This window comes from Paenibacillus sepulcri, assembly GCF_042647105.1.
In the GTDB taxonomy this organism is placed as follows: Bacteria; Bacillota; Bacilli; order Paenibacillales; family Paenibacillaceae; genus Paenibacillus_Z; species Paenibacillus_Z sepulcri.
In genome coordinates this window covers 1436211-1459796 of the sequence record NZ_JBHRUP010000001.1, presented here as the reverse complement: position 1 = coordinate 1459796, position 23586 = coordinate 1436211, and the positions used below count along the sequence as shown (strand labels likewise).

Below are 23586 nucleotides of genomic sequence, written 5' to 3'. Positions count from 1 at the left end.
GGGAAGGGGGCTTGTTGTCCGCATGCGCCGCATAAACCGCAAACTGCGTAAAATGGCTGCCGATTTGCTCGATTTACCGCAGGATGTCGTATTCGATTTGCCCCGCTTGACGATGATTGGCGATCGTCAGCTGTATATTGAAAACCACCGCGGCGTGCTCCATTTCTCCAGCGATAGTCTGCGCCTCGCGCTCAGCAAAGGGGAGCTGGAAGTAACGGGAGAGGGTCTGATTATCAGGACCATTTGGACCGAAGAAGTCTTCGTGGAAGGGAAAATCAAACATATTCAAATCAAGGAATGACGATAAATGGATCGTAAAGGGGGAAGAAAGGATGAATGCTTCATGGCTGCAATGGCTGCGGGGAATCGTAACGGTCTGCATCAGAGGAGAATCCTTGGAATTGCTTGTCAACCGCGCGTTGGCGAGCGGACTTGAGCTGTGGTCCATCCGCCGGACAAGCAGCGGGGAACTGATTTGCGATTTAACCGTCAATGACTTCTTTCGCCTTCGGCCGCTTCTCAGGGAGACAAGCTCCCGGGTCCATGTCGAGTCCCGCAGGGGGCTCCCCTTCTGGCTTGTCAAGCTGGAGAAAAGGCTGTTTTTCGGCGCGGGTCTTCTCATTTTTTTTATTGGCATGTACATTTTATCTTCGTTGATCTGGACCATCGATATTAAAGGGAACGACCGCTTGTCCGAAGAGCAGATTTTGCAGGCTGCCAAGCAGGAAGGTCTTTATCCGTTCCAATGGTCTTTTCGACTTGAAAAGTCGGACGTGCTGTCCAAGAAGCTGACGCAGAAGCTGCCTGGAGCAGCCTGGATCGGTGTGGAAAAGCAGGGAACGAAGATTACGATCCAGGTGGTGGAGACAACTATCCCCGAAAAGCAGGAGCTGCTCAGTCCCCGCCATCTTGTGGCCTCGGCCGATGCCGTTGTGACTGAAATTCTGGCCGATACCGGAAGGCCTGTCGTGAAACGGAATACGAAGGTCAAGAAAGGCGACGTTCTGATCTCCGGAATCTATGGGGATGAAGCTCATACACGCACGGTAGTGGCTAAGGGAATCGTTAAAGGTCTGGTCTGGCATGAATATATGATTGTCTCACCGATGCAGCAGAAAATGAAAACCTACACAGGGGAGAGTATTACCCGCTGGTATGGGGTAGCGTGGGGACGCGCTCTTCGGGTCAGCGGCTTTGGCAAGGTTCCCTATGATCAATTTGAGACCGAAAGACATCTGGAGCAGGCCTCCTGGCGTTCCCTGAAGCTGCCGCTCGGCCGGATGAAGGAGACCATCCGGGAGGTCCGCGTGGATGAACAGACGCTCACGCAGCAGGAGGCAAGAGAGGCGGGACTGCTTCAGGCCAAAGCCGATTTATTGACCAAAGCAGGGGCGGGATCGAAGATCCGCGCCGAAAACATTTTGCATGAAAAGGCGGACAATGGTAAAGTTTATATGAAAGTGCTTTTTGAGGTGGAACAGTCGATCGTAGCTGAAAGACCGTTAGTTCATATACAAGGAGATTGAGCATTTTTGCCAAATGAAACCAAGATTATCAAAATCCCGCTCGCGAGCGCGGCGGAAGGACTTGCGCTCTTTGGACCGCAGGACAAATTTCTGAAACTGATCGAGCAGCAGACGGAAGCGGATATTATGTCCCGCGACGCCGAAATCATGATCTCCGGGCCTCTTGCCGAGGTAGAGTCCATGGAACAGCTTTTTACCGTGCTGCAGCAATTGTTCCGTGGAGGGTATACGCCATCGGAACGCGATATCATGTATGCGCTCGATTTGGCAAAGACGCTGCAGGCTGACCAGCTGCTGGATTTATTCAAAGCGGAGCTTACCTCCACATTCCGCGGCAAACCGATTCGCGTCAAGACGATAGGGCAGCGCCACTACGTGAAGATGATCAAGAAAATGGACGTCGTATTCGGCATCGGTCCTGCCGGGACAGGCAAAACGTATTTGGCGGTTGTGCTGGCGGTTGCGGCATTGAAGGAAGGCTCCGTCAAGCGGATCATATTGACCCGCCCGGCGGTAGAAGCCGGTGAGAACCTTGGCTTCCTGCCAGGCGATTTGCAGGAGAAGGTAGACCCTTATTTGCGCCCTCTCTATGACGCGCTGCATGACGTACTGGGTCCGGATCAAACGGTGAAAGCTTTTGAACGGGGCTTGATCGAGGTTGCGCCGCTTGCCTATATGCGCGGCCGTACGCTTGATGATTCATTCATAATTCTTGACGAAGCGCAGAACACGACTCCGGAACAGATGAAAATGTTTCTGACCCGGCTTGGTTTCGGCTCCAAAATGGTGGTGACCGGCGATGTCACGCAAATCGATTTGCCCCGCGGCAAACGTTCCGGACTTAATGAAGCACAGCGTATCTTGCAAAATATTGACGAGATAGGCTTCGTGCATTTCTCTGAACAGGACGTCGTCCGTCATTCGCTGGTTCAAAAAATCATCGTGGCTTACAACATGGATGCCGATAATCAGGGCTAAATGGCGTCAGGCCAGCATAGAACGTAGATTACCCGGGTGTACGGTTTTATAATACCCAGCATGGACGGCCCCGCAGTTGAAGCAACCCTATGGGGTGGTCGCAGCACGAGGGGGGACATAATACGTGCAGTTTTCATGGAGTGGTTGGAAGCAGAGCGCAGCGGTTCGATGGATCTTGCTGTTTTTATTTGTTTTGTTGTTTTATATCACTCTAGCTCCTTATTTGCTTCCCAAAACCTACGATATTCAAGAAGGCAAGCGGATGGAACGCGACGTTGTGGCGCCTGCGCAAATCAAGGATGATAAGGCAAGGATCAAGGCGCAGGAGGAAGCAGCGGATCGCGTGGAACCGATTTATTCCATTGTCGCGATGCGCAGCGAGCAGCTGCTGGAGCAGATCTTTGCCCGTATGGAGCAGTTGAATCAGGATGATCAGGTTACGACTGATAATAAAGTGACCATCTACAGGACGGAAATTCCGCAGCTCTATAGTGATTATGTCGACGAGTTCGTACGCAGCAATACAGGCAAGGATGCCTATAACGACACCCTGCTGCAGGAGATGGCAACGACAGTCAAGAATCAGGAATACCGCATTCCGGAGGAAACGTACTACAAGCTGCCGCAGCTTACCGTTGTGCAGATTGCCGATATGCAGCAGGTGGGGCTTACCATCGTCCGCAAGCTGATGAGCGATCCGCTGCGGGAAGCGGAGACGGCCCGCACGAAGGTGGCGGAGCTTGTGAACGCAAGCTCGCTGAGCGAGCGCAAAACAAGGGAGATCGTTCAGGAGCTGGCTCGATTCGCCATTATGCCGAACAAATTCCTCGATAGCGAGGCAACGAGCGAAGCGAAGGTGGCGGCGAAAGAAAACACGCCTGAGGTCGTCATTAATCAAGGGGATATTATCGTCCATAAGGGAGAGATGGTAACCCAGGAGTTATACGACCGGCTCTCATCGTTCAATCTGCTGCAGGACAAAAAATCCTATTGGCCGCAGCTCGGCCTGCTGCTGCTTTCTTTGTTATTCCTTTTGTTTATTTACAGCTTTCTGGACAAATCATCGGGCCTTAATACCGCAAATGTGCGATACAATAATGCCCAGCTTGCGATGCTGCTGCTTATTTTTATCCTGAATTTGCTGATTATGCGGATCGTCGAGCTGACGCAGACCGATACCATTTCCTATGTCGGATATTTGGCGCCGACAGCAATGGGAGCGATGCTCATTACGCTGCTGCTGGATGTTCAGCTCGCGGTTGTCTGCTCGTTTCTGTTCGCTATTGCCGGCAGTATCTTATTCAACGTCGATTCCAACCGTATCTTTGATTTTAATTATGGATTTATGACAACGGTTGTCTCATTTGCCGCTATTTTTGCCATTCACCGGGCGAGCCAGCGGTCTACGATATTAAAGGCAGGCATTATGGTCAGCCTGTTCGGATCTGCTTCCGTGCTTGCGTTGATTCTGCTTGGGGGCGAGCTGCCGGAGAAGACGGAAATGGTCACCACGATTGCGTTTGCTTTTGCCGGAGGCCTGCTGACGGCGATTCTGGTTATCGGCTTGATGCCTTTTTTCGAGATTACCTTCGGCATCTTGTCCGCGCTTAAGCTTGTGGAGCTGTCAAATCCCAATCATCCGCTGCTGCGCAAGCTGCTGACGGAGACGCCGGGTACGTACCATCACAGCGTAATGGTCGGCAATCTGTCCGAAGCGGCAGCCGAAGCCATTGGCGCCAACGGTCTGCTGTGCCGGGTCGGCTCCTATTATCACGATATCGGCAAGACCAAACGGCCCAGTTATTTTATCGAAAATCAGAGCAATATCGAGAATCCGCATGATTCCATCGATCCGAAGCTGAGCAAATCGATTATTATCGCGCATGCCCGCGATGGCGTGGAGATGCTGAAGAACCATAACATTCCCAAACCGATCCGGGATATTGCGGAGCAGCATCATGGGACGACGTTCCTGCAGTACTTTTACCACAAAGCATGGAAGCAGGCTGAAGCGGCCGGGGAAGAGACGGATTTCACCGAGGATGACTTCAGGTATCCCGGACCAAAGGCGCAATCGAAGGAAGCCGCCATTGTCGGCATAGCGGATTGCATCGAAGCCGCTGTCCGGAGTTTGCGGAGTCCTACCATGGAGCAGGTGGAATCGATGATCAACAAAATCATTAAAAACCGCCTGGATGACGGCCAGTTTAATGAATGCGATTTGACTCTCAAGGAGCTTGATCAAATCGCGCAGACTTTGAAGGAATCCGTTATCGGTATCTTCCATTCGCGGATCGAATATCCCGAAGACAGTAAACCAAAGGAGCGGCTGGCATGAGTTTGCGCTTGGAATGGAATAATGAACAGAATAAAGTTGAAATACCCGAAGCGTTTCTGGGACGTCTGGAGGAGCTGCTTCTGCTTGCCGGGGAAGCGGAAGGGCTCACTGAAGGCGAGGTAACTCTTTCCTTTGTAGACGATGAAGAAATTCATCAGTTAAATCGGGATTACAGAGGCATCGACCGGCCGACGGATGTGTTGTCCTTTGCCATGCAGGAACATACCGACGAAGAGCTGGATATTATTTATGATATTGAGGAAGAGGATGTTCCTTTGCCGCTGGACGGCATGCTTGGCGATATCATTATCTCCGCCGAGCGGGCGAAGCTGCAAAGTCTGGAGTACGGTCATTCGCTGGAGCGGGAGCTTGGATTTCTGTTTGTGCATGGATTCCTGCATTTGATTGGTTATGATCATCAGGACGAAGCGAGCGAGGCGATCATGACGAAAAAGCAGGAAGACGTCCTCCGGCAGGCTGGTCTGCACCGTTAATGCGCAGGTTCATTCAGAGCTGTAAATTTGCAGTGGCTGGCATCCGTCTGGCCCTGGACACGCAGCTTCACATGCGTATTCATATAATCGCCGCTCTTATTGCCACGGCAGCAGGCTTCATTTTCAGGATTACGCAAATCGAATGGGCTGTGCTGGTGCTTGTGATGGGGGTGGTCATATGCGCCGAGATGCTGAACACTGCGATCGAGAGCGTCGTGGATCTGGCAAGCCCGGCGATTCACCCGCTGGCCAAAGCGGCGAAGGATACAGCTTCGGGGGCTGTACTGGTTGCGGCTATTGCGGCCGTCGTTATCGGATTGATCATCTTCTGCCCGCATATATGGGATATGGTCTACCATTAGCTAAAGTGAAGAAGGAGGTAATGGGATGGAGGTATCAAATGAGCCGCTCTCAGCGGACTGGGAGCGGCTTCTGGAGCAGGCAATGGAAGTACGGGGCCGTGCTTATATACCGTATTCCGGCTTTGCCGTAGGCGCGGCTCTGCTGGATAAGGACGGAAATGTCCATCTGGGCTGCAATGTTGAGAATGCAGCCTACGGTCCGACGAATTGCGCGGAACGGACCGCATTGTTCCGGGCAATTGCCGATGGGCAGGGGCCAGGCGAGTTTACGGCGATTGCTGTTGTTGGAGATACGATGCTTCCCATCACGCCCTGCGGGGTGTGCAGACAAGTGCTGGTTGAGCTTTGCAAGCCGGACATGCCCGTCATTATGGCAAACCTGACTGGCGGCCGATCAGTAATGACGGTCGAAGAGCTGCTGCCGGGAGCATTTTCGTTAAGGAAAGGCTAAGTTTGGAAGGGGATCGAATAGTCTATTATGAATCACACACCATCCGGTAAAAAAGAAAAATACCATTCCGGTTTCGTAGCGATTGTCGGCCGGCCGAACGTTGGAAAGTCGACGCTGATGAACGAAGTCATCGGCCAGAAAATCGCAATAATGTCGGACAAGCCGCAGACAACGCGCAATAAAATTCATGGCGTATACACGAAAGACAATTCGCAAATTGTATTTCTCGATACGCCCGGAATACACAAGCCGCAGTCGAAGCTTGGAAATTATATGAATAAATCCGCTGTCGGCACCTTGGGCGAAGTGGACGCCGCAATGTTCTTGATTGACGCTTCCGAAGGTCTTGGGGGCGGAGACCGCTATATCATCGAGCAGCTCAAGCTTGTCAAAACGCCGATTTTTCTGGTGATGAACAAAATCGATAAAATTCATCCCGAAGCGCTGCTGCCTCTGATCGCCACCTACAAGGAGCTGCATGATTTTGCCGAGATCATTCCGATCTCCGCGCTGCAGGGCAATAACATCGATACGCTGCTGAATGTATTGACCCGTTATCTGCCCGAAGGGCCGCAATATTACCCGGCAGATCAGGTGACGGATCATCCGGAGCAGTTCGTCTGCGCAGAGCTGATCCGGGAGAAAATCCTGCATCAGACGCGCGAAGAAGTGCCGCATTCCATCGCGGTGTCTATTGAGGATATGAAGGTGCAGGACAATGGAGTTGTCTACATCGGGGCAGTTATTTTTGTCGAACGCGATTCGCAGAAGGGAATCGTCATTGGCAAGCAGGGTGCGCTGCTCAAGGAAGTGGGCAGACTGGCAAGGCGCGATATCGAGCTGCTGCTGGGCTCACGGGTGTTCCTGGAGCTGTGGGTCAAGGTCAAGAAGGATTGGCGCAATCAGGAGCGGGTTCTGAAGGATCTCGGTTACAAAAACGAATAAAACGGCTTGTCCACATTTCCTGCCATAGCGTAGAATGCCCGTTATTTGTCTGGCATAGGACATCCCCATTCATCGCATCCTAACTGTTGAGAACCATTTCGGATAGAGCGGAAGGGATGATACGAATGCGAGACTTTTCGTGGAAGTATTTTGCGCTGACCGGGGATGTGGATGCTTTTCTGCTTTATAAAGACGTGGATCAATTGAGCAAATCCGATGAGCCGGGCGTTGATGAAGAAACGCAGTTGGTATCCGATATGGAGAGTGCTCCTTCCATATGATGCGTCTTTACATGCGAGTAAGGGGAGAACCGCGATGCAGTACCGGGTTGAAGGCATTGTCATCCGTAGTATGGATTATGGGGAAGGCGGCAAAATCATTACGATTCTTACTCCTTCCCACGGCAAAGCGGCAATTCTTGTCCGCGGCGCCAAAAAAGCGAAGAGCCGTCACGGCTCGCTGACTCAGCTGTTTACCCATGGGGAATATCTTTATTACCGCAATAGCGGGCTTGGTACGCTGACGCATGGTGAGATTATTGAATCTCACCATGTTTTGCGTGAAGGGCTGGAATTGACCGCCTATGCGGCTTATGCTGTCGAGCTTACAGACCGGACGACCAACGACGAGGAAGCAAGCGGATACTTGTTTATGCAGCTCCTGGCTTGCCTGCGCGCTTTGGCCGACGGCAAAGACGGTCCAACGATTATTCAGTTATACGAGATGAAAATTCTTGAGGCCTCCGGGTATGCTCCCATGTTCGATGAATGCGTATCCTGCGGGAATGTCGTTGGTCCGATGGCGCTTAGCGCCCGTTCAGGCGGCGTTCTTTGCAACCGCTGCCGATACAAGGATTCTTCCGCAATGCCGCTCAGCGAGAGCGCGCACAAATTGCTGAAGCTGTTCCGTAGAATGGATCTGACGCGGCTTGGGAATATCCAGGTCAAGGATGAAACAAAAGCCCAGCTTAAGCAGGCGATGCGGCTGCTCATCGATACCCATATTAATATTCCGCTCAAATCCCGTGCATTTCTTGACCAAATGGATAAATATCCCCTTTAACAGCTTGACATACCAGCGGTGAATAGCTAAGATATACTATTAGAATAGGAACGATGATGAAGAAAGTAGTCGATGGACAGTCGTCAGCGGCAGCGAACCAGGGACAGTGAAAGCCTGGGCGGACGAATCGGCGAAAGGCGCTTCGGAGTTCGGATGAACGTGAAAAGCGGATTTCCTGTGTGTGCCAACACACATTGGGAGATCAAGTAGGGTGGAACCGCGGGAGATCAGCTCTCGTCCCTATGTCTGAGCTTTGTCAGACATAGGGACGAGAGCTTTTTATATCGTTTTGGCCATGTCTGAATTTGAATAATAAAGGAGAGAGGTCGGCAGATGAATTTTCAAAACATGATTTTGACGCTTCAGCAGTTTTGGGCGGAGCAAAACTGTATTCTCGTTCAGCCCTATGACGTGGAGAAGGGTGCAGGCACCATGAATCCGATGACTTTTCTGCGCACAATCGGACCGGAGCCCTGGAATGTGGCTTATGTGGAGCCTTCCAGACGTCCTGCGGATGGCCGCTACGGCGAGAATCCGAACCGCCTCTATCAGCATCACCAGTTCCAGGTGATTCTCAAGCCCTCGCCCGACAATATTCAGGAGTTGTATCTCGAGAGCCTGAAGCGGCTTGGCGTTGATCCGCTTCATCATGATATCCGGTTTGTTGAGGACAACTGGGAAGCGCCGACGCTTGGCGCATGGGGACTTGGATGGGAAGTTTGGCTCGATGGCATGGAAATTACGCAGTTTACGTACTTCCAGCAGGTTGGCGGTATCGACGTGAATCCGGTCGCTGTGGAAATTACCTACGGGATGGAGCGTCTGGCTTCCTATATTCAGGATAAGGAAAATGTGTTTGATCTGGAATGGGTTGCAGGCGTTACTTACGGAGATGTATTTCTGCAGCCGGAATACGAGCATTCCAAATATACCTTCGAAACCTCGGATGCTGCGATGCTTTTCTCGTTGTTCAACATGTACGAGGAAGAAGCGAAGAAAACGATGGAGCACAAGCTTGTTTTCCCGGCGTATGATTATGTGCTCAAATGCTCGCATGCTTTCAATTTGCTGGATGCCCGCGGGGCAATCAGCGTGACGGAGCGCACAGGCTATATTATGCGGGTCCGCAATCTGGCGCGCGCCTGCGCAGCCACGTATCTGGAGGAGCGCGAGCGGCTCGGCTTCCCGCTATTGAAGAAAGAGGTGAGCGCGAATGGCTAAGGATTTGCTGCTGGAAATCGGACTTGAAGAGGTTCCTGCGCGTTTTGTGCGGGGAGCGATGAACCAGCTGAAGGAAAAGACGGTCAAGTGGCTGGATACCGCCCGCATCGCCCATGGTGAGGTGGAAGCTTATGCCACGCCGCGCCGGATCGCCGTGCTGGTCCGGGATGTGGAAGAAAAGCAGGCGGATGTCAGCGAAGAAGTGAAAGGTCCTTCCCGTAAAATCGCACTCGACGAGCAAGGGGCCTGGAGCAAAGCGGCTCTTGGATTTGCCCGCAGCCAGGGCGTTGAACCGGAGGCCTTCTATTTCAAGGAGCTTGGCGGAGTAGAGTATATCTATGCCAATAAAAGCAGCATCGGCACGGTTACCTTTGATGTTCTGCCAGAGGGCCTCACGAGCCTGATTACTTCCATGTCTTTTCCCAAAAACATGCGTTGGGGCAGCCACGAGCTGAAATTTGTCCGCCCGATCAAATGGCTTCTCACCTTATTCGGGGAAACAGTCATACCAATTGAAATCACGGATGTTCAGAGCGGAACGATCACCAGAGGCCACCGTTTCCTGGGAGGAGAAACCTCAGTCACTTCCCCATCGTATTATGTGGAACGGCTGCGCGAGCAGCAGGTCGTTGTCAATGCAGCGGAACGCGAGCAGCTGATTCTGGATCAGATCCATGCGCTGGCTGCCGAGAAGAACTGGAAAATCGACGTGAAGGCGGATTTGCTGGAGGAAGTTGTGTTTCTTGTTGAATATCCGAATGTGCTGTTCGGAACCTTCGATGAAGCTTTCCTGAAGATCCCGCAGGAGGTTTTGATTACTTCGATGCGTGAGCATCAGCGTTATTTTCCGGTGCTGGATGAGCAGGGCAAACTGCTTCCTTTCTTCGTTACCGTCCGCAATGGCGATCGTACCTCTATCGAGCAGGTAGCCAAGGGCAATGAAAAGGTTTTAAGAGCGCGTCTGTCCGACGCCAGATTCTTCTATGCCGAAGATCAGAAGACTCCGATCTCCGATTCTCTGCAAAAGCTTGCGAAGATCGTTTACCACGAGGAGCTGGGAATGGTATCGGATAAGGTTGGACGCATTCAGGCAACGGCGGCCAAGCTGGCAACCGCCCTTGATCTTGATCCGCAGACCGTGGACGATATTGCGCGCACAGCGGAGATCTGCAAGTTTGATTTGGTCACTCAGATGGTTTACGAGTTTCCGGAGCTGCAGGGTGTGATGGGTGAGGATTATGCCCGCAAGGCAGGGGAGCGGGAGGCGGTTGCAGTCGCCATCAATGAACACTACCAGCCGCGTTTTGCCGGTGACCGTGCCCCAGGCTCCCTGACAGGTGCGATTGTGAGCCTGGCTGACAAAATCGATACGATTGTCGGCTGCTTCTCCATCGGCATTATTCCCACAGGATCCCAGGATCCCTATGCTCTGCGCCGCCAGGCAGCGGGCATTATCCAGATTATTCTGGCGCATGGATTGAAGCTGCCGCTGGACAGATTATTCGATCTCTCGCTGGAGGTGCACAGCGGGAAGCCAATAAAACGCGAAGCCGCAGATATTCGAAAAGACCTTTATGAGTTCTTCGCGCTGCGGGTGAAAAATGTGCTCTCCGAGCAGGGCATCCGTTATGATGTTGTTGATGCGGTTATGGCGGCAGGCTATAATGATTTGCGCCAAACGGTCAACAGAGCCGCTGCTGTGACAGCCTTCGCTGCGGGCGAGCGGCGGGATGAATTCAAGCTGGCGGTCGATGCTCTGAACCGGGTGAGCAACCTTGCCTCTAAAGCTGCGTCTAAGAATGTGGCGCCTTCCCTCTTTGCGGATGAGGCTGAAGGTGAATTATACGCCGCATGGCAGGCCGTAAGCGAAAGCATAGTGGAATGTATTAATAATGATGATGCTGCAGGTGCGATCGCCAAGCTCGCGGGATTAAAGGAACCGATCACTGCGTACTTTGACCGCGTTATGGTTATGGCTGAAGATGAAGCCGTCCGTGCAAACCGCCTGGCTCTATTGGCTCTTATCGCCGACGGAGCGGGTACAGTTGCAGATTTATCCAGACTTGTGTGGTAATAAAAGGTGGCTCGGCCTGCACAGCCATCATATTTTAGCATTTTAGGAGGGGACCAACATGACAACCGGGCTTCATCCTGATGTGATTATTTATGTGGTTTCGGATTCCGCCGGCGATACCGGCGAACTGGTTGTGCGTGCTGCGGTTGCCCAGTTCCATCCCATTTACGCGGATATACGCCGGGCTCCTTTTGTACAGGATGAGTCTGCTGTAGAACGGATGGTGCTGCAGGCCAAGGAGCATAATGCGATTATTTTGTACACACTTGTGATTCCCAAGCTTCGTGACGTGCTGAGCAAGTTTTCGCTGGAGCATTCCGTCGTGGCGATTGATCTGCTGGGTTCGCTGATCGGCAGCCTGGAGCTGAAGACCAACCGCCCCTCCCGCAAGGAGCCGGGGCTGAATCATGTGCTGGACGAGGATTATTTCCGCAAGGTGGAGGCTGTTGAGTTCGCCGTCAAGTATGACGATATGCGCGACACGACCGGGATTATCAAGGCGGACATCGTGCTTGTCGGCGTTTCCCGAACCTCCAAAACTCCGCTGTCGATGTACCTGGCACACAAGAAATTTAAAGTCGCCAACGTGCCGCTCATGCCGGAGCTCCAGCCGCCCGACGAGCTGTTCCGGATCCCCAAGGGGAAAATAGTGGGACTGACGATTGATGTCCATTATTTGAACGTCATCCGCAAGGAACGCCTTAAGGCTCTTGGCTTGCCGGACAGTGCGGCTTATGCGACGACAGCGCGAATTGAGCAGGAGCTAGCTTACGCTGCGGATATTATGAAGCGGATCGGCTGCGTTGTAATCGATGTGTCGCACCGGGCGGTGGAGGAAACGGCAAGTTTAATCATGGAATGTATTCCTTCCAGCTGATTTTTCTTGCAGGATTCTTTTATCTTTTGCCGTATATAACATAGTACAGAATTATTCCAGGGATGCGGTGATGCATAAACGTGGCGAATACCCCTACAATTGTGGTGGATGCCGATGCCTGCCCGGTCAAGCGCGAAATCGTCGAGGTAGCGCGGAATATGTCCGTTCCCGTGCTGATGGTTGCTTCGTACGACCATCGTCTGGAGCCGGGGGCAGGCATTCAGATTGTTCAGGTGGATAAAGGCGATCAATCTGTCGATTTGTATATCGCCAATCATGTCGCACGGGGAGATATCGTCGTTACGCAGGACTTCGGGCTTGCGACGATCGTGCTGGCCAAAGGGGCAATTGCGCTGTCGAATCGGGGGCAGCAGTATGATGACAGCAATATTGATTATCTCATGGAGCGCAGACATGAGCTTGCGAAGCGTCGAAGAAGCGGCGGCAAGACCAAAGGGCCGAAGGCCATGACAAGCGAGGATCGGATCCGTTTTCAGCAAAAGCTGACAAAAGTTTTGCGAACCCGGCAGGAGAATGGTGAATCTTAGCGAATATTTAAACATGTTTAGGATGAAGGTGGGGATATATGGCGTTCGCTAAAATACCTGATTCCGTCATAGAAGCGGTGCTGCGGCATCACGATATCGTCGAGACGGTTGGGAAGTACGTTAACCTCTCAAAACAAGGCAAATATATGAAAGGGTTATGCCCTTTTCATTCAGAGAAGACCCCTTCGTTCACCGTTACGCCCGAGAAACAGATTTTCTACTGCTACGGGTGCGGCAAAGGCGGCAATGCTGTAAAATTCATCGAGGAAATCGAAAACTATTCGTTCCCTGAAGCGGTGCGCGTTATGGCGGAGGAGGCCGGTATCCCGGTAACGTGGACAGGGAATTCCGACGGTTTCGACTCAGTCGAATCGGGTGAACGGGATAAGCTGATTGAAGCGCATGAGCTTACCGGAAAGCTTTATCATTACCTGCTGATGAATACGTCTCATGGCCAGCCCGCTTTGGAGTATTTGCGCTCGCGCGGAGTAACGGACAAGCAGATCGACCAATTCCTGATCGGTTACGCGCCGCCGGAATGGGATACCTTGGTGCGTTTTCTGGACAAGCGGGAATTCAAACTGGATCTGATGGAAAAGGGCGGCCTCCTGATTGCCAAGCAGGACGGAAGCGGATATATCGACCGGTTTCGGGACCGGATTATGTTTCCAATCCGTAATGGCGAAGGCAAGGCAATTGCGCTGGCAGGGCGGATACTTGGCGAAGGGCAGCCCAAATACCTGAATTCGCCCGAAACCATGCTGTTCAACAAAAGCCGCAGCCTGTACAATTTCAATCAATCCAGGGCGGCCATGCGGAAGAGCCGGCGCGCCGTATTGTTCGAAGGCTACATGGATGTGGTCAAAGCATGGACCGCCGGAGTCAATAACGGTGTGGCCACGATGGGTACTTCTCTGACAGAGAGCCATGCCATGATTCTTCAGCGGAATGTGGATGAAGTACTGCTTTGTTACGACGGCGACAGCGCCGGACAAGCTGCAGTCGTGAAGACCATTCCACTGCTGGAAAAGGCAGGTCTGCGCGTGCAGGTGGCCATGCTGCCCAAAGGCATGGACCCCGATGAGTTTATTGAAAAGAACGGGGCGCAGGCATTTATCAGGGAGACGATTGAACACCCCGTTTCCGTCACGAAATTTAAACTAATATATGCGAAGAAAAACCATATACTCCTAGAAGAAGAAGGACAGAAGAACTATATGCTCGAAGCTGTCGGCATTATTGCCGAGCTTGATTCTCCCACCGAGCGTGAGTTTTATCTAAAAGATCTGTCCCGTGAATTCGATATATCTTTAGAGGCGCTCAAACAAGACTGCTTCCAGCATAGACAGCAGCACCAGAAATTGAAGCCGCAAAGGGATAATAACGACAATTCGTGGAATAATGGTAGGAATGAAATCCGTCGTATGCCTTCTTCGCCGCCTGTGCTGCCTGCCTATCAGGTAGCGGAACGCAGACTTCTGGCCCGCATGCTGCAGGACAGGGAAACGGCGCAAACGGTGCACGGCCAGCTCGGAGAAGCATTTAACGTTGAGGATCACGCAGCGCTTGCTGCTTACTTATATGCTTATTATGCACAAGGTCATGATCCGGATATTAGCCGATTTATCGCTTCGCTTCAGGACGACCGTCTTGAGAGGACGGCCGCTTCAATCTTAATGATGGACGATGATTTTCCGTTCGACGAGCAGCTGCTCGCTCACTATATTATGGAAATTCTCAAAGTGCCCAGATTTCGTGGAATCGAGCATAAGAAAGAGGAAATGGTGCAGGCGGAACGATCCGGCGACATGTTGTTGGCGGCTCGAATTGCAAGTGAGATTATAGCCCTAGAGAGACAGCTTAAAGGACAGTAGGATGATCGTTTCTAGGGAGGAGGGAGTCGGAATATGGCGAATGATCAACATACTGAATTGGATATCGAACAGAAGCTGGAGATTGTCAAAGAGCAGCTGATTGAACACGGTAAAAAAAGATCCTCCTTAACCTATAAAGAGATCATGGAGAAGCTTTCACCGTTTGATCAGGATCCGGAGCAAATTGATGAATTTTTCGAACAGCTCGATGATATCGGAATTGAAGTGTTGAATGAGAATGATGATCTTCCAACAAGCAGAGAACGTGAAGATCAGGAGAGAGAACCGGATGAATTTAATTTTGACGATGATCTGGCGCTCCCGCCCGGTATCAAAATCAATGACCCCGTCCGGATGTACTTGAAGGAGATCGGACGAGTTCCGCTTTTGTCCGCGGATGATGAGGTTGAGCTGGCCAAACGGATCGAGAATGGCGATGAGGAAGCAAAACGCAGGCTTGCCGAAGCCAACCTCCGGCTCGTAGTCAGTATTGCCAAGCGGTATGTGGGACGCGGAATGCTATTTCTCGACCTGATTCAGGAAGGGAATATGGGCCTGATCAAAGCCGTTGAGAAGTTTGATCATACCAAGGGCTACAAATTCAGCACGTACGCAACCTGGTGGATCCGCCAAGCGATAACAAGAGCCATCGCCGACCAGGCCAGAACAATCCGGATTCCGGTTCATATGGTGGAGACGATCAACAAGCTGGTAAGGGTCTCCCGTCAGCTTCTGCAGGAGCTCGGCCGTGAGCCAAGTCCAGAGGAAATAGCGGCGGAGATGGATCTCAGTACGGAGAAGGTCCGGGAGATTATGAAAATTGCCCAGGAGCCGGTATCGCTGGAGACGCCGATCGGTGAAGAAGACGATTCCCATCTGGGAGATTTTATCGAGGACCAGGAAGCACTTGCACCGGCGGATGCAGCCGCATACGAGCTGCTCAAGGAGCAATTGGAAGATGTGCTGGATACATTGACCGAACGCGAGGAGAATGTGCTCCGTCTGCGTTTTGGACTGGATGATGGACGGACCCGGACCCTTGAGGAAGTGGGCAAGGTGTTTGGCGTCACGCGGGAGCGGATTCGTCAGATCGAAGCGAAAGCGCTGCGCAAGCTGAGACATCCGAGCCGCAGCAAGCGCTTGAAGGATTTTCTCGAATAAGGATGAAGACGAGGACCTTTCTGCTGCGGCAGCAAAGGTCTTTTTTTCTTAAGGATTACCGCATCATGATGAACTCGCGACAGGTTTGAGAAATTGCTGCCCGAAAGGAACGAGGATCAACATGGATCAGGAGCGCCGCAAAACGATTGTAAAAGAAATTGAACACTGGCAGCGAAGCAAGCTGCTCCCGGAGCAATATTGCGATTTCCTGCTTAATTTATATGTGGAAGAGGGAGCGGCCCGCACGCCTTCGACAATTACCGGTAAAGCGGCCCAGGCGGTATCCAAGGCTTCATGGAAGCAATGGTTCCTTACATTTGGAATTTTTTCCTTGATTTGTTTTGTTGTTCTTTATTTTAGCTTTTTTCATCCTTTATTGCAAATTGGCATATCCTTGTCGGCAGTGCTTGTTCTTCTTCTGTATGGCCAGCGTTATCGCCAGAAAAATGAATCGGCCGGCTTGGGACTCATCGGAATTGGCATGCTGCTGATGCTCGGCGCCGGGATCTATATGCTGCAGCTGCATGAGCTGCAAGCCTGGGGCTGGAAGGCGGGACTGCTTGCTTTCTGCTCGCTTGTCTGGATCGTTTTTGGGATTAGCGTGCGCATTCCGCTGCTTCATCTATGCGGCTGGGTCGCTTCTTTTCTCGTTTATGCCTGGCTGCTCTCCAATACTTTCGATTCTCCAGAATGGTATGAAATTCAGCTTTTCTGGCTTCCGGCGTCATTTGTATTCGGTTGGTGCAGCTGGTTTTTTCACCGCTGGTCAAGGCCCGTGGCGGCTATTTTATTCGTGGCGGGAGCGCTTATCTGGTTTATGCCGGAATTATATTCCGCCGTATTTGCCAAGGAACAAATATGGCTGCAGCTGCAGCTTATCACCAAAATCATTGCAGGGGGCTTGCTCCTCTTCAGCTTAAGAAAACAGTGGATTGCGTGGGTTGCTTAACATGATAAAATTATCCAAACGACTGCAAACGATAGCAGATCGTGTCAGCGCGGACGCTCGGGCAGCCGATATCGGCTCTGACCATGCCCTCCTTCCGGTATATCTGGTGCAGAGCGGCAAATGCCCGTCGGCAATTGCCGGGGAACTGAATACCGGACCATTTCTGGCGGCGCAGAAGGGTGCTGCTGAAGCCGGATTGACCGGGGCAATCGATGTCCGTCAAGGAGACGGGTTGTCGGTCCTCTTGCCGGGAGAAGCGGATACAGTCATCCTTGCGGGCATGGGAGGAAGCCTGATGTCCGATATTCTGGAAGCGGGCTGGAGAGATGGCCGCCTGGACGGCGTGCGGGAGCTGGTTCTTCAGCCGAATGTGGGAGAGGATCTGGTGCGCCGCTGGCTCGTACGCCGCGATTATGTTCTTCAGAGTGAGACGATAATGGAAGAAGACGGCCGTATTTATGAAATACTGCATGCCCTCGCCGGTGAGAATAAAGAGGCGGCAGAGGCGTGGAACACCCGCTTGTACGATGCTTCTGAGCTTCCTCTTCAAATGTCTGCAGGCTATCGCAGTGAATGGCTGTACCGGATGGGACCGTATTTGCTGCAAGAAGGCGATGAGCTCTTGAAGAAGAAGTGGCGGATGGAGCTTGGAAAGCTCGAGCGGATCCGTAATCAGCTGGCTTTGTCGACGCTCAGCGAATCCAGGGAGAAGGAAGCGGCTCTTGGAGATGAAATGCAGCAAATGGAGGAGGTGCTTCAATGTTTGCCCATGGTCAAACCGTAATTCAATTAATGGAGCAGCTGGCACCCAAGCATTTGGCCGTCGAGAATGATAAAATCGGCCTGCAGCTGGGTACGCTGCAGAAGGAAATAAGCAAGGTGCTGGTTGCTCTTGACGTGACCGATGAGGTGGTTGATGAGGCAATCGCCTCAGGCGCCGGGCTGATCATTGCCCATCATGCCATCATCTATAGACCGCTGGCGAAGCTTGACACCTCAACGCCGGCCGGCAGACTTTATGAGAAGCTGATCAAGCATGATATTGCCGTGTATATCGCTCATACCAATCTTGATTCGGCTGAAGGCGGCATCAATGACTGGATGGCCGATCTGGTTGGTATTGCCCAAGAGGGCAGAGCAAGTCTGGAAATTGTCCATACCGACAAGCTGTTTAAGCTTGTTGTTTTTGTCCCTGCAGCGCATGAGGATGCCGTTCTGCAGGCGATCTGGAACGCAGGAGCCGGAGAGACGGGAAATTACAGCTGCAGCAGCTTTAAGCTGGAAGGGACGGGAACTTTCCTGCCTGGAGCGCAGGCGCAGCCCTTCATAGGAAAGCATGGCCAGCTCGAGCAGGTATCCGAAGTAAGAGTGGAGACGATTGTTCCGCAAAGCCTGCAGCGGAAGGTTGTTCAGGCGATGATTAAAGCACATCCGTACGAGGAGGTCGCCTATGACCTGTATCCGCTTGAAATCAATGGGCCTTCTTATGGACTGGGACGAGTCGGGAAGCTGCCGGAACCTGTAAAGCTGATTGAACTCGCTGAGCTGGTTAAACAGGTGTTTGATGTGCCTGCGGTCAGAATGGTGGGCGATCCGGATACGGTTGTCCGCAAAGCGGCTGTTCTTGGCGGCTCCGGGGGCAGATATGTGAAACACGCCCAGTTCGCCGGAGCGGATGTGCTTATTACTGGAGATATTGATTATCATACTGCTCATGACGCTCTGGTGGCAGGCCTGTGCATTATTGATCCGGGACATAATATTGAGAAAATCATGAAGCCGAGGGTGGCGCAGTGGCTGACCCATGAGCTGATTAAGCGTAAATACAAAACGGTCGCGGCCGCATCCCAGGTAGAGACGGAACCTTTCCGGTTCATTTAAATTTAAACTTTACCTCCAGGCTTGGAGCAGGAAATTCGGATCATCAAGAAATTTTGAAGAAATATGAAAACATGGAGCCGTTTTCGCCTTGAGCTTTTGACCGCTTCTTAGTATACTAGCTAGATGACGGAAAGTTTGACAGACAATCGCTGGCAGCTGTGAGGCTGCGAGAGGAAAGTCCGGGCTCCGTAGGGCGAAGATGCTGGATAACGTCCAGTCGGCGCGAGCCGAAGGATAGTGCCACAGAAATGGACCGCCGATGGCTGGCTTTGCGTCAGCACAGGCAAGGGTGGAACCGTGGTGTAAGAGACCACGAGGACCGTTGGTGACAACGGTGCTGGTAAACCCCATCTGGAGCAAGACCGAGAGAACGCGGCAGTACGAGCATGCACCTGCTTTTGCAGAGGCATCTCATGCTGCACCCTTGCCCGGGGAGCGTTCGGGTTGGTTGCTTGAGCCGATCAGCAATGGTAGGCCTAGATAGATGATTGTCGCTTCGAAAGTGGGAGGGTCGTTCCCGTTTGGACCACATGGAGTACAGAACCCGGCTTACGGCAAGCTTTCCGCAACGATTCAAATCCAACATTAAAATTAAAAACTGTTCCTTTTGCAGCCTTTGTCTTTCTAAGGCGCAATCGGAACAGTTTTTTCGTTTGATCCTTATTTTTTGGCAGCTGTCAAATGGGACTCGTATTTGCTCTTGATCTTCGCAAGCCGCTGTTCCACCTGCTGCTCAAACTGCTGCAGCGATAACTTCGATTGATTCGCCATTTCCAATGCCTGGACGATATCGATCTGTCCATAGCCGAAGTAATTGTCTTTGCCTTTGTCACCCAGGTCGGTTGCGGATTTGCGCATGATATCCATCACCTCGACATTGGTCAGATCGGGATTAATGGAGCGGATCAGACCCGCCAATGCGGCAACATGGGGACTGGCCATCGATGTTCCTGACAGTGCTGCATACTGACTGCCGGGATACGTGCTCGCGATGCTTGCTCCCGGTGCTGCAACGTCGATGTAATCCCCAAAGTTGGAGAAGGATGACCGGGAACCGTCGGCATCTGTAGAAGCTACGCCGAACACCTCAGGGTAAGCCGCAGGATATCCCGGACGATCGGTATTATCATTGCCGCTTGCCGCGACCAGAACCACATCATGGTCATAGGCATATTTGACGGCATCATGAAGGAATTCCGCCTCAGCGTAGTTGCCCAGGCTCATATTGATGACTTTGGCCCCGTTGTCCGTCGCCCAGATGATTCCCTGCGCCACCGTATAGGTAGAGCCGGCTCCGCTGGCATCCAGAACCTTGACAGGCATTAATTTGTTATACCAGGATAAGCCGGCTACGCCTTCGCCGTTATTCACGTTGGCGGCAATAATGCCGGCAACATGCGTACCGTGTCCGACATCGTCTTCAGGCGGATCATCTTCGCTGACGAGATTGATGCCATCCACCGTTTTCCCCTGAAGATCGGGATGATCGGCTTGAACGCCGGTATCCAATATGGCGACGAGCACACGCTCGCTGCCTTTGGAGAGCGTCCAGCCTTTCTCCGTTTCAATCGATGGCAAATTCCACTGATACTCCGAGTACAGTGCATCGTTAGGAATGATTGGCGCAATATCGTTGGTCATATACAAGTAATGGGGTTCAACATACTCCGGCTGCCATGTTCTTTTAAAATAATCCATCATGCTTTCGGCATCCATTAGTTTGGAACGGAAAATAAAGGTATGGGCCAGTTTTTTTACTGAAATGGCACCAATATCCGTTTTCATCCGATCCAAATCATGCCTCGTGGGCGGATGACTGAATTTCACGACGACTTCATTAATATGATAATGACTGGCGTTGCCATTATCCTCACCCTGCTCAACCGTCATATCGGTTGTCGTGTTGGGAATAACGGACTCGATCTTATAATGCCCCTCCGCCGGATAAGGCACAATCCTTAAATTGCGTTTCTGATGACGCTCGACCTCTGTGATGACATCCTGGAGTATGACGCCGATTATGCCGTCGCCCCGGCGGCGATGGTCCGGCACGGCTACGATGGCATAACGGTGTCCATGCAGCTTCAGGGATGTGGATGTATAATCCCTGCCCTGCCGGAGACTGGCTTTGGCAGCTGCCAGATGCGTTTGAAGCATTTTGTTTGCATCCTGCGGTTTTTTGCCATGGGTCATCGTTTTACCGTTGTGAATCCAGACGAGATACACCATTTGCTTATGCTTCTTCATCATGTCCGCCATATTGACGGGGCCCGGGTCTCCAATTGAACGGCTCATCATCATTTTATGCAGGTTCCTTGAACATTCCCTGGTGCACATTAAAGCCGTTGCTTCCATATCCCGGTTAATTGTTTTCATCTTGATCGTATGCTCCCGTGATGCGGCCGTTGCTTTCACCGGAGCCTGGATTTTGCCGGGCTGCTGTTTAGGTGCGCCGAACCAGGGGGATAAAGGAATTAATAATGCCGCGGCGGCAAGCACCGCGAACCAGCCGATCCATTTGCGTCGCATATTAATGGCTGCCTCCTCGAATTTGCAGTATTCACGAGCCTCAATGAAGCTCCCTGCCTTTAGAGTTCGGTGGAATGAATGAAAATATACGGTCGAGGACGTCAAACGGCAGTACCATCTGTATGCATTTTGTGGTACGATGTTGATGGTCTAAGTATTGTTTTGGAGAACGAAAGGGGATCTACCGATCATGCCATCGACAAACGTGAAATCGCTGAGCGAATCGACAAGGGACAAGTTAAAACACGCCATCGGTCAATTGGAGCTGTTCCTTAACCAGCATGCGCTTCCGCAGCTTGCAAGTGAAGATCAGGATAACGAAGCGGAGCTTTTCTATAAAGGATTGCTGTCTGACCTAAGGCATTTGCTTGTTTTTTCGGAAGTAGCTTACGAGAAACTGGGAGTTGCTCTCAGACGGCCGAATTTTGATGATGATTTTGCCGCACGGGTTCTTTATGAAGTGTACCACCAATGCGTAAACGCATTTTTCTACCCTAAAAATGAATGTTATTCCGAAGACGGACGTTATGCCTATACGGGCCAGGATGCGATCCGATTCCGCAAGAAACCGGTTCGCGATGCCCGCGACACTGTGCTTTCGGTATCGAAGGTGTATGAGGAGCTCCGTGACGACTTGTCTTATTATGAGAGCGACTACATGACCCAGCGCCGTATGCAAGGGCAAAAATAAGGCAGGCATAAGTCACCCCCGGTGCGGGCAAATTGATACCGGGGGTGATTTTTATGCCAAAAGGCGTAAGCTGCAGCGTTGCAAACTGTTCCTTCTGGGGGCAAGGCAACCAATGCAATGCCGATCAAATCATGATCGACATCGACAGTCATGCACACACCAATCTTGATTCCGAATTTGCCGGAGAACATTTTCAGGCAAGCCACCAAGATAATGCCACCGAATCGGCGTCCACCTGCTGCCACACATTCAAACCAAAGGAGTGAGGCTAAGCTATGGAACAACATTCGGAGCATGAATCGCATGATGACAGCCATAAACATCATAGTTACGGACATGATCATCATCCTTACAATGAAGAAATGTCCGCAGAGCTTGCTGTACCTCCACAGGCGTACCAGACGGATCACACGAAGGAGCATGTCGAAGAAGCAGTTGAGCAAACACGTTCAGCAGGCCAAGCCGCAGGTTGGGCAGCTCTTGTTCTATCCGTACTATCCTGGTTTGTGTGGCCTTTGCTTCTTGGAGCTACAGGAATTGTCGTCGGTTTTATCGCCTACCGGCAGGACGCAAGAGGTCTTGGCCTGTGGTCCATGATTCTCGGACTGATTTCTGTTATTGCTTATCTGGTGATTATCCCGCTTTATTATTCCATTACCTAAAATTCTTCAGGACCGGCGGAATTGCATTCGCCGGTTTTTACATATCTTACAATTTTAATATGGCATAGGACTATTGTCTTACTGGCGATTCTTCCTGAAACCATGTAAAATAGATGCAAAAGCTGTCATTTTATGCAATGCACCCAACTGGAGGCCAACGATGAGCATAGATCCGCGTATTATGAAAACACTGCTCCAGCTGCAATGGATGCCTAGTCTTGATTTTACGGGAAGCAGCAGTCCGAATATCCTATCCCCCGGCAGCCAGGAAGACCCTTCCTTGTTCGGTACGCTATTATCCAAAATGCTGTCCGGGAGCGGCAGTTCCTTGCAGGAGAATTCAGGACTGCAGGCATTAAACGATGAACTGGCTTCCATAACGACTTTATTCAAACAACCGCTGCCTTTTTATAATGAACCGGATCTGTCAATGGCTAACCCGACTCAAACAGTATTTGATCCCTATATAAACGAAGCCTCGGCCAAATACGGGGTTGACCCTTCACTTGTCAAAGCTGTCATTGATACGGAGTCCGCCTTCAATCCGAATTCCGTGTCCAGCGCCGGCGCCAAAGGCCTTATGCAGCTGATGGATGGAACTGCCCGCGGGCTGGGAGTCGAGAATTCATTTGATCCTCAGCAAAATATCGAGGGCGGCACGCGTTATCTCGCTTATCTGCTGGGAAAATACGGCGGCAGCGAGCAGGCGGCTTTGGCGGCGTATAATGCCGGTCCCGGACGTGTAGACCGCGCTGGAATCTCAAGCAATGAGGATTTTGCACAGAAGCTTGGCGCTCTGCCTGCGGAGACACAGCGTTATGTGGGCAAGGTATTGGCGGCTTTGGCACAATACAGCCCGTCCAATTTCTAATCGAAGCCGAAGATTTTTAGCCTTGAATAGATCGCGAAGAATATCGTGCGCAGAATTTCGCGCCGGCATTCTGTCGTTGATCTTTTTATTTT

Annotated in this window: 24 protein-coding genes and 1 other RNA gene; 24 read left to right on the top strand and 1 reads right to left on the bottom strand. The window is 51.7% G+C overall.

The window, feature by feature from the left end:
* Positions 1-22 precede the first annotated feature (22 nt).
* The 20 genes from yqfC (at position 23) to rnpB (ending at position 19308) form a co-directional block, all read left to right on the top strand.
* Positions 23-301 (top strand): sporulation protein YqfC, encoded by a 279-nt coding sequence (gene yqfC / locus ACFOLF_RS06820; protein ID WP_210037706.1) that lies wholly within the window; start codon positions 23-25, stop codon positions 299-301.
* Positions 302-332: 31 nt separating this feature from the next.
* The gene (gene yqfD / locus ACFOLF_RS06815; RefSeq protein ID WP_210037705.1) at positions 333-1526 is read left to right on the top strand and encodes a sporulation protein YqfD; all 1194 of its coding nucleotides are present in this window, start codon (positions 333-335) and stop codon (positions 1524-1526) included.
* Positions 1527-1532: 6 nt separating this feature from the next.
* On the top strand, positions 1533-2504 hold the full coding sequence (locus tag ACFOLF_RS06810; RefSeq protein ID WP_210037704.1) for a PhoH family protein: 972 nt from the start codon (positions 1533-1535) through the stop codon (positions 2502-2504).
* 124 nt (positions 2505-2628) lie between these two features.
* The gene (locus ACFOLF_RS06805) at positions 2629-4842 is read left to right on the top strand and encodes an HD family phosphohydrolase (protein WP_210037703.1); all 2214 of its coding nucleotides are present in this window, start codon (positions 2629-2631) and stop codon (positions 4840-4842) included.
* Entirely contained in the window at positions 4839-5336 is a 498-nt protein-coding gene (ybeY, locus tag ACFOLF_RS06800) for an rRNA maturation RNase YbeY (protein WP_210037702.1), read from the top strand. The genes ACFOLF_RS06805 and ybeY overlap by 4 nt, the downstream gene beginning before the upstream one ends.
* Positions 5336-5698, top strand: a complete 363-nt coding sequence (locus ACFOLF_RS06795) for a diacylglycerol kinase (protein WP_210037701.1) — start codon at positions 5336-5338, stop codon at positions 5696-5698. The genes ybeY and ACFOLF_RS06795 overlap by 1 nt, the downstream gene beginning before the upstream one ends.
* Positions 5699-5723: 25 nt before the next feature.
* On the top strand, positions 5724-6149 hold the full coding sequence (locus tag ACFOLF_RS06790) for a cytidine deaminase (RefSeq protein ID WP_210037700.1): 426 nt from the start codon (positions 5724-5726) through the stop codon (positions 6147-6149).
* A 27-nt stretch (positions 6150-6176) separates the two neighbouring features.
* Positions 6177-7094: a GTPase Era gene (gene era / locus ACFOLF_RS06785; RefSeq protein ID WP_210037699.1), complete on the top strand. Its 918-nt coding sequence runs from the start codon at positions 6177-6179 to the stop codon at positions 7092-7094.
* A gap of 125 nt (positions 7095-7219) precedes the next feature.
* On the top strand, positions 7220-7375 hold the full coding sequence (locus ACFOLF_RS06780; protein WP_210037698.1) for a YqzL family protein: 156 nt from the start codon (positions 7220-7222) through the stop codon (positions 7373-7375).
* A 34-nt stretch (positions 7376-7409) separates the two neighbouring features.
* Entirely contained in the window at positions 7410-8156 is a 747-nt protein-coding gene (gene recO, locus ACFOLF_RS06775; RefSeq protein WP_210037697.1) for a DNA repair protein RecO, read from the top strand.
* A 333-nt stretch (positions 8157-8489) separates the two neighbouring features.
* The gene (glyQ, locus tag ACFOLF_RS06770) at positions 8490-9377 is read left to right on the top strand and encodes a glycine--tRNA ligase subunit alpha (protein ID WP_210037696.1); all 888 of its coding nucleotides are present in this window, start codon (positions 8490-8492) and stop codon (positions 9375-9377) included.
* Positions 9370-11451 carry a glycine--tRNA ligase subunit beta gene (gene glyS / locus ACFOLF_RS06765; protein ID WP_210037695.1) on the top strand — a complete coding sequence of 694 codons (2082 nt, stop codon included), beginning with the start codon at positions 9370-9372 and terminating at the stop codon, positions 11449-11451. The genes glyQ and glyS overlap by 8 nt, the downstream gene beginning before the upstream one ends.
* Before the next feature lie 58 nt (positions 11452-11509).
* Positions 11510-12328, top strand: coding sequence for a pyruvate, water dikinase regulatory protein (locus ACFOLF_RS06760; RefSeq protein WP_210037694.1), 819 nt, complete (start codon positions 11510-11512; stop codon positions 12326-12328).
* 80 nt (positions 12329-12408) lie between these two features.
* The gene (locus ACFOLF_RS06755) at positions 12409-12876 is read left to right on the top strand and encodes a YaiI/YqxD family protein (RefSeq protein WP_379114071.1); all 468 of its coding nucleotides are present in this window, start codon (positions 12409-12411) and stop codon (positions 12874-12876) included.
* A 38-nt stretch (positions 12877-12914) separates the two neighbouring features.
* The gene (gene dnaG / locus ACFOLF_RS06750) at positions 12915-14750 is read left to right on the top strand and encodes a DNA primase (RefSeq protein WP_210037693.1); all 1836 of its coding nucleotides are present in this window, start codon (positions 12915-12917) and stop codon (positions 14748-14750) included.
* 33 nt (positions 14751-14783) lie between these two features.
* A complete protein-coding gene (rpoD, locus tag ACFOLF_RS06745; protein ID WP_210037692.1) occupies positions 14784-15911 on the top strand; it encodes an RNA polymerase sigma factor RpoD in 1128 nt (375 codons plus the stop codon).
* Positions 15912-16032: 121 nt separating this feature from the next.
* Positions 16033-16860: a hypothetical protein gene (locus ACFOLF_RS06740; protein ID WP_210037691.1), complete on the top strand. Its 828-nt coding sequence runs from the start codon at positions 16033-16035 to the stop codon at positions 16858-16860.
* Position 16861: 1 nt separating this feature from the next.
* Positions 16862-17644 carry a tRNA (adenine(22)-N(1))-methyltransferase gene (locus ACFOLF_RS06735; protein WP_210037690.1) on the top strand — a complete coding sequence of 261 codons (783 nt, stop codon included), beginning with the start codon at positions 16862-16864 and terminating at the stop codon, positions 17642-17644.
* Positions 17620-18741 (top strand): Nif3-like dinuclear metal center hexameric protein, encoded by a 1122-nt coding sequence (locus ACFOLF_RS06730; protein WP_210037689.1) that lies wholly within the window; start codon positions 17620-17622, stop codon positions 18739-18741. Before ACFOLF_RS06735 ends, ACFOLF_RS06730 begins: the two co-directional genes overlap by 25 nt.
* A 130-nt stretch (positions 18742-18871) precedes the next feature.
* Positions 18872-19308: RNase P RNA component class A (gene rnpB / locus ACFOLF_RS06725), an RNA gene on the top strand.
* A gap of 93 nt (positions 19309-19401) precedes the next feature.
* Here the strand turns inward: rnpB and ACFOLF_RS06720 are convergent.
* Positions 19402-21270 carry a S8 family peptidase gene (locus ACFOLF_RS06720; protein WP_210037688.1) on the bottom strand — a complete coding sequence of 623 codons (1869 nt, stop codon included), beginning with the start codon at positions 21268-21270 and terminating at the stop codon, positions 19402-19404.
* A 190-nt stretch (positions 21271-21460) separates the two neighbouring features.
* On the opposite strand from ACFOLF_RS06720, the gene ACFOLF_RS06715 reads away from it, so the two are divergent.
* From ACFOLF_RS06715 to ACFOLF_RS06700, 4 genes are all read left to right on the top strand, one after another.
* A complete protein-coding gene (locus ACFOLF_RS06715) occupies positions 21461-21961 on the top strand; it encodes a YpuI family protein (protein WP_210037687.1) in 501 nt (166 codons plus the stop codon).
* Positions 21962-22014: 53 nt separating this feature from the next.
* Positions 22015-22227: a DUF1540 domain-containing protein gene (locus tag ACFOLF_RS06710; RefSeq protein WP_210037686.1), complete on the top strand. Its 213-nt coding sequence runs from the start codon at positions 22015-22017 to the stop codon at positions 22225-22227.
* A gap of 9 nt (positions 22228-22236) precedes the next feature.
* Complete coding sequence (locus ACFOLF_RS06705; protein WP_210037685.1) at positions 22237-22623, top strand: DUF4190 domain-containing protein; 387 nt, start codon at positions 22237-22239, stop codon at positions 22621-22623.
* A 160-nt stretch (positions 22624-22783) separates the two neighbouring features.
* The gene (locus tag ACFOLF_RS06700; RefSeq protein WP_210037684.1) at positions 22784-23494 is read left to right on the top strand and encodes a lytic transglycosylase domain-containing protein; all 711 of its coding nucleotides are present in this window, start codon (positions 22784-22786) and stop codon (positions 23492-23494) included.
* Positions 23495-23586: the final 92 nt, after the last annotated feature.

What these genes read in the sequence shown, in the direction of transcription:
- ACFOLF_RS06705 (WP_210037685.1), top strand. Translation starts at nt 22,237, where the DNA reads ATGGAACAACATTCGGAGCATGAATCGCATGATGACAGCCATAAACAT.
- ACFOLF_RS06790 (WP_210037700.1), top strand. Translation starts at nt 5,724, where the DNA reads ATGGAGGTATCAAATGAGCCGCTCTCAGCGGACTGGGAGCGGCTTCTG.
- ACFOLF_RS06710 (WP_210037686.1), top strand. Translation starts at nt 22,015, where the DNA reads ATGCCAAAAGGCGTAAGCTGCAGCGTTGCAAACTGTTCCTTCTGGGGG.
- glyQ (WP_210037696.1), top strand. Translation starts at nt 8,490, where the DNA reads ATGAATTTTCAAAACATGATTTTGACGCTTCAGCAGTTTTGGGCGGAG.
- yqfC (WP_210037706.1), top strand. Translation starts at nt 23, where the DNA reads ATGCGCCGCATAAACCGCAAACTGCGTAAAATGGCTGCCGATTTGCTC.
- recO (WP_210037697.1), top strand. Translation starts at nt 7,410, where the DNA reads ATGCAGTACCGGGTTGAAGGCATTGTCATCCGTAGTATGGATTATGGG.
- ACFOLF_RS06780 (WP_210037698.1), top strand. Translation starts at nt 7,220, where the DNA reads ATGCGAGACTTTTCGTGGAAGTATTTTGCGCTGACCGGGGATGTGGAT.
- ybeY (WP_210037702.1), top strand. Translation starts at nt 4,839, where the DNA reads ATGAGTTTGCGCTTGGAATGGAATAATGAACAGAATAAAGTTGAAATA.
- ACFOLF_RS06700 (WP_210037684.1), top strand. Translation starts at nt 22,784, where the DNA reads ATGAGCATAGATCCGCGTATTATGAAAACACTGCTCCAGCTGCAATGG.
- ACFOLF_RS06735 (WP_210037690.1), top strand. Translation starts at nt 16,862, where the DNA reads ATGATAAAATTATCCAAACGACTGCAAACGATAGCAGATCGTGTCAGC.
- ACFOLF_RS06720 (WP_210037688.1), bottom strand. Translation starts at nt 21,270, where the DNA reads ATGCGACGCAAATGGATCGGCTGGTTCGCGGTGCTTGCCGCCGCGGCA.
- ACFOLF_RS06795 (WP_210037701.1), top strand. Translation starts at nt 5,336, where the DNA reads ATGCGCAGGTTCATTCAGAGCTGTAAATTTGCAGTGGCTGGCATCCGT.
- era (WP_210037699.1), top strand. Translation starts at nt 6,177, where the DNA reads ATGAATCACACACCATCCGGTAAAAAAGAAAAATACCATTCCGGTTTC.
- ACFOLF_RS06760 (WP_210037694.1), top strand. Translation starts at nt 11,510, where the DNA reads ATGACAACCGGGCTTCATCCTGATGTGATTATTTATGTGGTTTCGGAT.
- ACFOLF_RS06730 (WP_210037689.1), top strand. Translation starts at nt 17,620, where the DNA reads ATGTTTGCCCATGGTCAAACCGTAATTCAATTAATGGAGCAGCTGGCA.
- dnaG (WP_210037693.1), top strand. Translation starts at nt 12,915, where the DNA reads ATGGCGTTCGCTAAAATACCTGATTCCGTCATAGAAGCGGTGCTGCGG.
- ACFOLF_RS06715 (WP_210037687.1), top strand. Translation starts at nt 21,461, where the DNA reads ATGCCATCGACAAACGTGAAATCGCTGAGCGAATCGACAAGGGACAAG.
- rpoD (WP_210037692.1), top strand. Translation starts at nt 14,784, where the DNA reads ATGGCGAATGATCAACATACTGAATTGGATATCGAACAGAAGCTGGAG.
- yqfD (WP_210037705.1), top strand. Translation starts at nt 333, where the DNA reads ATGAATGCTTCATGGCTGCAATGGCTGCGGGGAATCGTAACGGTCTGC.
- ACFOLF_RS06740 (WP_210037691.1), top strand. Translation starts at nt 16,033, where the DNA reads ATGGATCAGGAGCGCCGCAAAACGATTGTAAAAGAAATTGAACACTGG.
- glyS (WP_210037695.1), top strand. Translation starts at nt 9,370, where the DNA reads ATGGCTAAGGATTTGCTGCTGGAAATCGGACTTGAAGAGGTTCCTGCG.